The organism is Sphingomonas bacterium (assembly GCF_903643035.1).
In the GTDB taxonomy this organism is placed as follows: Bacteria; Pseudomonadota; Alphaproteobacteria; order Sphingomonadales; family Sphingomonadaceae; genus Sphingomonas.
Window position 1 is genome coordinate 1 of record NZ_CAHJWW010000296.1, and the last position, 3,229, is coordinate 3,229.

The window sequence follows — 3,229 nt, forward strand, 5'->3', positions numbered from 1 at the left end:
CCACGGGAGCCGGCGCCTCGACGGGCTTGGGCGGGGGCGGTGCGGGTCGCTCCGGCCGGGCGACCGGTGAGAAGCGACGCGGCGCCGGCACCGACAGGTCGCGCGTCAGCTCCACCGTCTGCGGGGCGGAGGCCGGCCGGGGACGCGGAGCGAGAGTCGGCGCCGGTACCGGCGCGGCCTCCGCCACGACCGGCTCGGGAACGCTGGCGACCTGAGCCTCGGGGGGCTGGGGTTGAGCGTCGGGCTGCGGCGCGGCCTCGCGCACCACTGGACGGAAACCGCCCTGGCGTGGTCCATCGAGCGACACCTGCACGGGCTCGGCGACCGTCGACACGGGCTCGGGATTCGCCCTGACGGGAGGAGCCACAACCGATTCGGAAGCCGGCACGGCGCGCGCCTCCGCTTCACGCTCCTCCGCGCGGCGGCGCTCGTCCTCGATCGTCCGCACGCGCTCGGCGTCGCTTCGAAGGCGCGCATCCTCCCGCGCATGCATCCGCTGCTCTTCGGCCTCGCGCAGCAGCATCGACTGACGCTCCTGCGGCGATAGCGCGGTGGGGGAAACGCGTGACGCGGCGGGAGGCGCCGGCGCGGGAGCCACCGCAACGGGTGCGTCGGCAACCTCCGGCTGACCACCCTGCGGACCGACGACGCGGCGGCGCTTCACCTCCACCACCACCGTGTTCGATCGACCGTGGCTGAAGCTCTGCTTCACCTTGCCGGTCTCGACCGTGCGGCGCAGCCCCAGCGGCGCGCGCATTCCGAGCTTCGGCTTGTCGTTGTCGGTCTCGCTCACTCAATTTCCTCGTGCGTTCGTGGCCTGATGCTCATCGCCCCCAACCCTGTCGGTGGTTCCGGCAGGCGTTGCTCCCGGCGAGGCCGTTTCGCAAGGAGCGTCAGGGTTGCTAGGTCCGATGAAGTGCAGCCAGCGATCGAGCACGTCGCTCACTCGCCTTGCCGCAGCGCGGTCCGTCAGACCAAGATGTACCACATTCTCGCGGCCCAGCGCCAACGACAATATGGGGCGGGTCACCGGTAGCGCCAACCCTTGGCGCCCACTGCCCTCCTCGCCCTCGCCCACTCGCCACGCCTGCGCCAGCTTGCGCGCGCCGTCCGCCGACGCGTCGGCTGCGTGGTACAGCGCGTGAAGCTGACCGCCGCGCGCCGCCGCCTCGATCCGTTCGGATCCGCTGAGCAGCGTACCCGCCTTCGCCTCCAGCCCCAGCCGATCGAGCGTTGCGCGGCGCAATGCCGACTCGATCTGATCCGGCAGGTCGGCAGCCATGGTGAAGTCGGCGGTCCTGAACGTCCGCGCCAGCGCGCCGCGTAGCCGGCCCTTGGCCAGCGCCACTTCCAGCTCGGCCCGCCTGACCCCGATCCACGCCCCGCGGCCCGGCGCCTTGGCGCGCACATCGGGCCACACCTGCCCGTCCGGCGCGAGCGCCAGCCGGACGAGGTGGTTGCGCAGGTCCTTCTCGCGCGAGAGAATGCAGGAGCGGACGGGATCCTTCCCTTCCCGCTCCGCACGAGGTGTTCCGACCGTCAGCGCGTCATTGCGAGGGGTCCGCATGTGCGTCCTCCCCGACAAGGGCGAGTTCTGGCTCGCGAGCCGCTGACGGAGCGGTCGCAGGCGCAGGCGCATCGCGATCGGCGATCAACTGGCCGCCGGCGCCATAGTTCTCCGTCGGCACCTCCTCGATCACGATCTGCACCGCGGCCGGGTTCTTTCCCAGCCGCTCGACCAGCGAGCGCGTGACATCGGCGACGATGCCCGCCTTCTGCGTCTTGCTGGCCGTACCCGAGATGCGGATCGAGACGAACGGCATCAGGCGTCCTCACCCTGCTCGTCATGGGCGATGCCATCCGCGTCCGCCTTCGCAAGCTGGACATCCGCCCCGGCCTCGCCCTCGGCCGGCTCCGAGACATCCGCGTCATCACCGCCGCCATGCTCGTCGACGGCCTCCGGGGCAGGCGCATCGTCCTCGAACCAGTGCGCGCGGGCGGCCATGATGATCTCGTTGCCCTGCTCGTCGTTCAGCCCGAACGCGGACAGGATGCCGCCCTTGGGCTCGGGACGCTTGGGTGCGTCCTCGTTGCGGCGGCGCGGTTCGATCTTCTTCTTCTCGACCAGCTCGTCGGTGGCGAGATCGGCCAGGTCATCGAGCGTCTTGATCCCCGCCTTGCCGAGCGTCACCAGCATCGCCTCGGTCAGGTGCGGTATCGCGGCCAGATCGTCGGAAACGCCCAGCGCCGTGCGCTCCTCGCGGTTCGCGGCCTCGCGGCGGTCCAGCGCCTCGGCCGCGCGCTCCTGCAGCTCGCCGCCCAGATCCTCGTCGAAGCCTTCGATACCGGCGATCTCTTCAAGGTCGACATAGGCGACCTCCTCCAGACTGGTGAAGCCCTCCGCGACCAGCAGCTGCGCGAGCGTCTCGTCGACGTCCAGCTCGTTCTGGAACGTCTCGGACCGCTCTACGAACTCGCGCTGGCGCTTCTCGCTCGCGTCCGCCTCGGTCAGGATGTCGATCGCCTTGCCGGTCAGCTGGCTGGCGAGCCGCACGTTCTGCCCGCGCCGGCCGATCGCGAGAGACAGCTGATCGTCTGGGACCACCACCTCGATCCGGTCCTCCTCCTCGTCGATCAGCACGCGGCTGACGCTGGCGGGCTGGAGCGCGTTGACGACGAAGGTCGCGGTGTCGGGCGACCAGGGGATGATGTCGATCTTCTCGCCCTGCATCTCCTGCACGACGGCCTGCACGCGGCTGCCCTTCATGCCGACGCACGCGCCGACCGGGTCGATCGACGAATCGCGGCTGATGACGCCGATCTTGGCGCGCGAACCGGGATCGCGGGCGGCGGCCATGATCGTGATGATGCCGTCGTAGATCTCCGGCACTTCCTGCGCGAACAGCTTCTTCATGAAGTCGGGGTGCGCGCGCGACAGGAAGATCTGCGGCCCCCGCACCTCGCGCGCGACCTTCAGGATCAGGCTGCGGATACGGTCGTTGACGCGCACAACCTCGCGCGGGATCTGGGCGTCGCGGCGGATCACGCCCTCGGCGCGGCCTAGGTCGACGACGACGTGCCCGAACTCGACGCGCTTGACGACGCCGGTGATGATCTCGCCCTGCCGGTCCTTGAACTCCTCGAACTGGCGCTCGCGCTCGGCGTCGCGGACCTTCTGGAAGATGATCTGCTTGCTGGCCTGCGCCTGGATGCGGCCGAACTCGATCGG

General features: G+C 70.3%; 4 protein-coding genes. All 4 read right to left on the bottom strand.

What is annotated here, in order from left to right; genetic code table 11:
• Positions 1-793, bottom strand: a 793-nt coding sequence (locus HUV01_RS14125) for a translation initiation factor IF-2 associated domain-containing protein (protein WP_254606682.1), incomplete at its 3' end; no start/stop codon positions are given.
• On the bottom strand, positions 794-1,567 hold the full coding sequence (locus HUV01_RS14130) for a DUF448 domain-containing protein (RefSeq protein WP_174298850.1): 774 nt from the start codon (positions 1,565-1,567) through the stop codon (positions 794-796).
• Positions 1,548-1,823 (bottom strand): tautomerase family protein, encoded by a 276-nt coding sequence (locus HUV01_RS14135; RefSeq protein WP_254606685.1) that lies wholly within the window; start codon positions 1,821-1,823, stop codon positions 1,548-1,550. Before HUV01_RS14135 ends, HUV01_RS14130 begins: the two co-directional genes overlap by 20 nt.
• Positions 1,823-3,229, bottom strand: a 1,407-nt coding sequence (gene nusA / locus HUV01_RS14140) for a transcription termination factor NusA (protein WP_254606687.1), incomplete at its 5' end; no start/stop codon positions are given. The genes nusA and HUV01_RS14135, both read right to left, overlap by 1 nt.

Bases quoted from the DNA above. Each gene is read 5' to 3' on its own strand.
- HUV01_RS14130 (WP_174298850.1), bottom strand. From the start codon at position 1,567: ATGCGGACCCCTCGCAATGACGCGCTGACGGTCGGAACACCTCGTGCG.
- HUV01_RS14135 (WP_254606685.1), bottom strand. From the start codon at position 1,823: ATGCCGTTCGTCTCGATCCGCATCTCGGGTACGGCCAGCAAGACGCAG.